Genomic DNA, 5,803 nt, shown 5'->3' on the forward strand with positions numbered 1-5,803 from the left:
TGTCCTCGTCGCCGCCGTTGTCCTCGTCGCCGCCGTTGTCCTCGTCGCCGCCGTTGTCTTCGTCGTCAGACAGTTCGGGGATCTCTATCTCATAGCCTTCATTGGTTACCTGATGAACTTCGCCGCCCTGATTTAAAGTGTCAACAATAGCAGCGCCCTCAATATTGTTTGTATTGTAAAGAGTAGCGTTGGGAGCCACAATAATGCCGCCCCAGTTCTGAACGTTGATACTGCCGCTGTAGCTGCCAAAGTTGAAAATAACATTGGAGTTGCTGCTGTTCCATGCTTCGGGATTGATATTGCCGAAGTTGATATCGCTCATTCCCTCAGTCTGGACATTGATAATGATATTGGCACCGTTGTTATTTTCAAGGATATTCTGGAGCCAGCCGTTGTTGAAGTTCTCGTTGGAGTTGATCTGCTCAACTGTTGCGTTGATAACAACAACGTTATTTCCGGAAATTGCAGAACCGTTCAGATCGTTGAGAGCATCGGAAACGGTCTGGAAAGGATTTACAGTGCTGTTGGGATCAAAAGGAACTTCTTCCTGCAGAGCGTCGCCGTTTGCAGCAATATCCTCAAGATTCTGAAGGATATCAACGACCTCGCCGTCAACCAGACCGTGGATAGTAACATCGTCAATATTACCGTTTACGGTCAGTACGGCAGTTTTGGTTTCGCCGTTCTCTTCATATGTGATGATAAAGGTGTTGCCTTCAACAACGCAGTTAGCCTCAAAGCCCAGTACGATCTCATATGTAGTGCCCTCGTAAACGCCGATCTTTGTATCGCCCTCGAGAGCCTCAAAGCTGTTAACAAAGCATATGTAGTCGTTTGAGCCGTTCTGGTTGGTCAGATTCTGAGCAACATTGCTATTGAAAAGGTCAAAGTTTGTTATGGTGTTTGTGCAGACATTGCCTTCAATATGGTTGGTCGTATTGATGGTGTTGCTGTAGATGGCGTAATCCTTAATGTCGTTGAGGCTGTTCAGGAAGTCTTCCACAGTCTGGCTTCCGCCAATGAGCATAAATACATTGTCGCCGATCTGATAATAACAGGAGTCGTTGTCTGCAACAATGCCGTCATCGGACTGCTTGGTCTCTGTGCCGCCATCGGTATAGCTGCCGTCGGCAGCCCTGCTCTGATTTTCATTGCCGTAAGTGGTAGCGATGTCCTCAGCGTCATCGCCGTTAGCCTGCTCGTCGCCTGCATTGGCATCTTCGCTTCCGTCATCCTCCTGCTGGGAGTGAGAAACAGTTGTCTTTGCCACACCGCCCGACAGATCTATGGTCTCTGCGGAAACACCGCCGCCCTGGCTGTTAGCTGCAAAAACTGTCAGTGCAAAGGCGAATGCACTGAGAGACTGCAGTACCTTGCGCTTCTTATCGTTATTATTCATAAGATTAATCCCCTTTCAGAATATGGAAAATAATCAAAATGCCGATACTATTCTACAGTAACAATTATAGCATAATAACAGTGATTTGTCCAGCATTTTTAGTAAATTTATTCAAAAATAAACCAAGTTTGTAGACATTAACATAATAAAACGTTTTCTATATGTTAATTATTACAATTTGTCATAATAAACTATAAAAATTATATGTTTTTCCTCACTCGGCTGTGAGATATCAGAGACTGCCTTCCTCAAAAAGCTCGATCTTCTTGCTCATCATTTCGGGGTTTGAAGCATAGAGAGCGGCAGTTTCCTTAGAGATAACACCGTCGGAGAACAGCTTGAAGATAGCCGTATCCATAGTCTGCATACCCTTTGAGGTCTGCATGATCGTCTCTATCTGATGGGTTTTCCGCTCGCGTATCATAGTGCGTATGGCGCTGTTTACGGTCATGACCTCGAAAACGGGGTGGAGAGTGCCGTTTATATCGGGGAGGAGCTGCTGTGACACCACAGCACGAAGCACCATGGAAAGCTGCATTCGTATCTGGTGCTGCTGGTTTGTGGGGAATGAGTCGATTATACGGTCAATTGTATTCACCGCACCGAGAGTGTGGAGGGTGGAAAGCACCAGCTGACCCGTTTCTGCGGCGGTCATGGCAATGCTCATAGTCTCATTGTCTCTCATCTCGCCTAAGAGGATAACGTTGGGAGACTGCCTTAATGCGGCTCTCAGAGCGTCTGCATAGCTGTCGGTGTCAATGCCTATCTCACGCTGGCTGATAATGCTCTTTTTGTGCTTGTGAAGAAATTCTATGGGGTCCTCGATGGTAACGATATGCCCTCTGTGCCTGGAATTTATCCTGTCTATCATACAGGTGAGGGTGGTGGATTTTCCGCTGCCCGCAGCGCCTGTGATAAGGATAATGCCGTTATTCGAGTCCGCAAGGGACATAATGCTCTCGGGAATGTTGAGAGCGCTGCTGTCGGGCAGGTCGAAAAGCACGTTCCTAAGCACCGCAGCAAGAGTGCTTCTCTGCCTGTACACATTGACTCTGAAACGTCCCACCCCTGCAACGGAGAAGGAAAAATCCATTTCCCTGCTTATCTCGTCAGTGGTTTTCTTAATGTCCGCCAGACCAAATATCTCGCTTATCATACGCTCTGCGTCGGCAGGCATAACTATCTCCTCGTCCCTTGCCATAACGTTGCCGAAGACCTTGTAGCTTACCGCCGTGCCCGAAACTATAAAAATATCCGAAGCGCTGAGACTTACCGCTTCCTTTAAAATTTCGCTTATTCCCGTCATAGGTATTCTCCTTTTTTGATCAAAATCCCTGCCATACGTTCAGGCGTTCTTCCTCGTCCTCTTCCTCCTGAGCATAGACCACCGCTTCACGGATAATTTCGTAGCTTCCCCGTCTGTCGGCGGGAAACGCGTCCACGCTGAGCTCAAGATATACCGAGGACTTTTCGTCAATGGGTGTGGAGCAGGACACTATGTAGCGATCTCCCTCTTTTGTCCAGGAAATATTATCCAGCTCCTCTATAAGCGCCTCAAAATTCATATCAAAAAGCCCCGAATTTGCAGCCGCAGCAATGCACCCGTCTATCTCGCTGAGTTTTTGCGCCGACAGATTTTTTGCCGCCTGATATTTTTCCAGCCGTTCAGCGCTTTTCTCGGTGAGCCTGTCTCCCTGACCCGTGGCAGATAATGCCGCAGCGCCCACAGACGCAAGTGTGATTATTAGAAAAACGGCTATAAGAGTGAGAAATCCGGGAGCCGAGACCGTTCTGGATATTCCTTTCATTCCTCATCCTCCTCTTCATCAGGTATGCAAAGGGGATAGGGAGCGTAGCATACCGCGCTTTCCTCCACCGTTCCGCCCTCCCAGACAATGCGGATATCCGAGGTGAGGAGCTGCCCGTAGATAAGCCCGTCACGCTTGCATTCCTCAATGCTTTCCGTAATATATACCGCTCCGCCCCCATCGCCCGGGGCATATCTGAAAAGCTTGTCGCAGGGTATCATAAAGCTCATGCCGTCGGAACAGTTTTCAGCCGATTTTTTTCCGAACAGCTCCTCGGCGGCAAGCTGGGCGTTTCCCGTGGCGGAATACAGCTCGCACCAGGACTCGGCGCAGGCAACAGCCGCCGCATAGGTCTGTTCCCTGTCGGCGCGCTTTGCCGCCATACCCAGAGTACGGAGCGTGCTGCAGCAGCACAGGGCAAAAACGGGGATAATAAGTGCTATCTCGATAAAAAAGGGGTCGAGCTTTATGCCGCCGCTGCGGCGAGGTTCACCGAAAATCGACTTTTTCAAGCGCCTCCGCCCCCTTCCGAGGAGAAAAACTCCGTCTCTGCCGAGGGCTTGGCAAAGATGGTAACGCTCTGACCCGTTCCGGAGCAGGCGGTTATTTTTACCGTGTCTCCCGAGGCTTCGGATATGTAGACCTTGTCGGCGGAAAAAATGCTTTCGCCGAGAGATATATCCGAGCCGCTCGGGACCAATGTCTCCCACAGGCAGCCGTTTTTCAGCGTAATAACGTTGTCATAGCCGTCCTGCCTGCCGATGACTATCTTGTCAAGGAGACCGTTTTTGTCCGTGAAAATGCTTATGCTATCCTCTGCGCTTCTCAGGTGATTTGCTGTAAATCTTGCGGCGCCGAGACATTCCGAGGAATTTTCATAAGCATATCGAATGCGGTGGAAGCAGCTTACCGCCGTCCACATAAGGGCAAAGGAGGTGACAGCGAATATGGTCATAAGAATGAGACTGTCATACCGCACCCTTGCCGTCTTTGGTTTTGTAGCCATATCCGCAGAACACCTCCCCCGCAATACTTTTATCCGTTACATCGTCTCAGTAAAATTACCCAAAAACTTGAAATAACCCATACCCGTTTTAAGGTCGTCCAGAAAAGCAGCCACCTTGCGGTTTTCATAGGAGCCTTCAAAATCAAGGAAGATGACCGCCTCGAAATCCTTGCCCGCAACGGTCTTGTTGACTATCTTTTTAAGGTTTAAGCCATATACCGCAAACTTGGTAAGTATCCTGTAAAGTCCTCCGGGAGTATGGGGAACGGAGAAGGATACCGAAATGGTGTTTGCGTTCTCGGGGACGGCAAAGTGCTTTGAAAAGCAGATAAATCTGGTGAAGTTGGGATAAGCGTCAGCCGCCTTCTCCTCGACAATTTTGAGCCCGTTCATCTCGGCGCAGGATCTGGAGCATATGCAGCCGATAGTGTTGTCGGGACTGTTTTTGACCATTTCTGCGGCAAGAGCGGTGTTTGCGTAATCCATAGGCTCAAGACCCTTGTTTTTGATAAAGTTCGAGCACTGCGCCAGCGCCTCATGCTTTGAGAAGACCCTCCGCACGTCCGCAGGGTCAGTCTCGGGCTTTACCGCAAAGCAGTGGGTTATCTCCACTCTGACAATGTTGTTTATGTAGAAATCGTGGCTCGCCATAAGGTCATAGGTCTCAGCAATTGAGCCGACGGTGGAGTTTTCAATGGGGAGTATGCCATAGTCTGCCCTGCCTCTTTCCACCAGATCTACCACGTCCTTGAAGCCCGTAACAAAGCGTATAGGCTTGTTTTCACCGAAAAGCTTCACGCAGGCAGCTTCGGCATAAGCTCCCGAGGTGCCCTGGCAGGCAATTACCTGCGCCTGTTCGGGACGGAATATCTCCGGCTTGTCGTATATCTTGCCCCAGGTATACACCTCAGCCTGTATGCATTTGCTTATGTCCATTACCTCGGTGAACATTACCGCCGCAGCGTCAGCCATATGCTCGGGAGAAGCGGCTCTTACATTGTCAATTATCTGCTGCTCTCTGCCCTCCTGCATAATGGGGAGGTCATTTTCCTTCTTGTACAGGGCAACGCTCTTGCATATCTCCATTCTTTTGAGGAAAAGCTGGAGCATCTGCCCGTCAATATCGTTAATTTCTTTTCTTAAATCATCAAGCTTCATTTGTATATATTTCCTTTCGGTTTTATCAGCTTATATCCGCAAGCTCCAGATAAGCGCCGCCGTTCTCGGCAATGTAATCCTTTCTGCCCTCAAGGTCATTTCCGAGGAACAGGTCGAACATTTTTGCAGTTTCCTCCGCATCGGTGGGGGTTATCTTGATAAGCCGCCTTGTTTCGGGATTCATGGTTGTAAGCGCCATCATTTCGGGGTCATTCTCACCCAGACCTTTAGAGCGGTCAAGCTTGTATTTTTCATTGCCTATCTTAGCGAGGATATCGGTCTTTTCCTTTTCGTCATAAGCAAAATAAGTCATGTTCTTGGTGGTTATCTCAAACAGGGGAGACTCCGCAATGTAAACGCAGCCCTGCTCGATAAGGGTGGGAGTGAGACGGTATATCATGGTAAGCACCAGCGTCCTTATCTGAAAGCCGT

General features: G+C 49.1%; 6 protein-coding genes and 1 pseudogene. All 7 read right to left on the minus strand.

Annotation, left to right across the window (positions count from 1 at the left end; translation table 11 throughout):
- Positions 1-1,399, minus strand: a 1,399-nt coding sequence (locus ACI4J0_RS10745; RefSeq protein WP_439765809.1) for a collagen-binding domain-containing protein, incomplete at its 3' end; no start/stop codon positions are given.
- Between the two features lie 232 nt (positions 1,400-1,631).
- Positions 1,632-2,705: a type IV pilus twitching motility protein PilT gene (locus ACI4J0_RS10750; protein ID WP_439765810.1), complete on the minus strand. Its 1,074-nt coding sequence runs from the start codon at positions 2,703-2,705 to the stop codon at positions 1,632-1,634.
- A gap of 19 nt (positions 2,706-2,724) precedes the next feature.
- A complete protein-coding gene (locus tag ACI4J0_RS10755; RefSeq protein WP_439765811.1) occupies positions 2,725-3,207 on the minus strand; it encodes a hypothetical protein in 483 nt (160 codons plus the stop codon).
- Positions 3,204-3,719 (minus strand): hypothetical protein, encoded by a 516-nt coding sequence (locus tag ACI4J0_RS10760; RefSeq protein ID WP_439765812.1) that lies wholly within the window; start codon positions 3,717-3,719, stop codon positions 3,204-3,206. The genes ACI4J0_RS10755 and ACI4J0_RS10760 overlap by 4 nt, the downstream gene beginning before the upstream one ends.
- Positions 3,716-4,213 (minus strand): hypothetical protein, encoded by a 498-nt coding sequence (locus ACI4J0_RS10765; protein WP_439765813.1) that lies wholly within the window; start codon positions 4,211-4,213, stop codon positions 3,716-3,718. The genes ACI4J0_RS10760 and ACI4J0_RS10765 overlap by 4 nt, the downstream gene beginning before the upstream one ends.
- Before the next feature lie 36 nt (positions 4,214-4,249).
- The gene (locus ACI4J0_RS10770; protein WP_439765814.1) at positions 4,250-5,371 is read right to left on the minus strand and encodes a bifunctional chorismate mutase/prephenate dehydratase; all 1,122 of its coding nucleotides are present in this window, start codon (positions 5,369-5,371) and stop codon (positions 4,250-4,252) included.
- Between the two features lie 25 nt (positions 5,372-5,396).
- Positions 5,397-5,803 (minus strand): annotated as a pseudogene (locus ACI4J0_RS10775) (DNA topoisomerase); the annotation flags it as partial.

The organism is Huintestinicola sp. (assembly GCF_051882455.1).
Classification (GTDB): Bacteria; Bacillota; Clostridia; order Oscillospirales; family Ruminococcaceae; genus Huintestinicola.

What these genes read in the sequence shown, in the direction of transcription:
- ACI4J0_RS10750 (WP_439765810.1), bottom strand. Translation starts at nt 2,705, where the DNA reads ATGACGGGAATAAGCGAAATTTTAAAGGAAGCGGTAAGTCTCAGCGCT.
- ACI4J0_RS10755 (WP_439765811.1), bottom strand. Translation starts at nt 3,207, where the DNA reads ATGAAAGGAATATCCAGAACGGTCTCGGCTCCCGGATTTCTCACTCTT.
- ACI4J0_RS10765 (WP_439765813.1), bottom strand. Translation starts at nt 4,213, where the DNA reads ATGGCTACAAAACCAAAGACGGCAAGGGTGCGGTATGACAGTCTCATT.
- ACI4J0_RS10770 (WP_439765814.1), bottom strand. Translation starts at nt 5,371, where the DNA reads ATGAAGCTTGATGATTTAAGAAAAGAAATTAACGATATTGACGGGCAG.